This is a genomic window from Sulfitobacter sp. CW3 (assembly GCF_019392245.1).
Classification (GTDB): Bacteria; Pseudomonadota; Alphaproteobacteria; order Rhodobacterales; family Rhodobacteraceae; genus Sulfitobacter.
This window is the reverse complement of record NZ_JAHXRL010000562.1, coordinates 1-236: the sequence shown is the minus strand read 5'-3', so window position 1 is coordinate 236 and position 236 is coordinate 1. Positions and strand designations below refer to the sequence as shown.

Here is a 236-nt window from a genome sequence, read left to right as displayed (position 1 = left end):
GCCGGCCGTCTCGATCAGGGTGCCGTCGGGGCCGAGGATGTCCTTCTCGGCGGGCTTCCCCTCCATCCAGAAGGCCCACTCGTAGGGCTGCATGTTCGCCTGGGCGGTCTCCAGCACGGCCGAGTAGTAGCCCTGCCGGTTGAGGTAGGCCCCGGCCCAGCCCGACAGGAACCAGTTGATGAAATCGTAGGCGGCGTCGAGCTTCTTGCCGCTCAGGGTCTTGGGGATGCCGAAGC

At 66.9% G+C, this 236-nt stretch carries 1 pseudogene; it reads right to left on the bottom strand.

Going from position 1 to position 236, the window contains the following annotated elements:
* Positions 1 to 236: pseudogene (locus KZZ06_RS22235) on the bottom strand (ABC transporter substrate-binding protein); the annotation flags it as partial.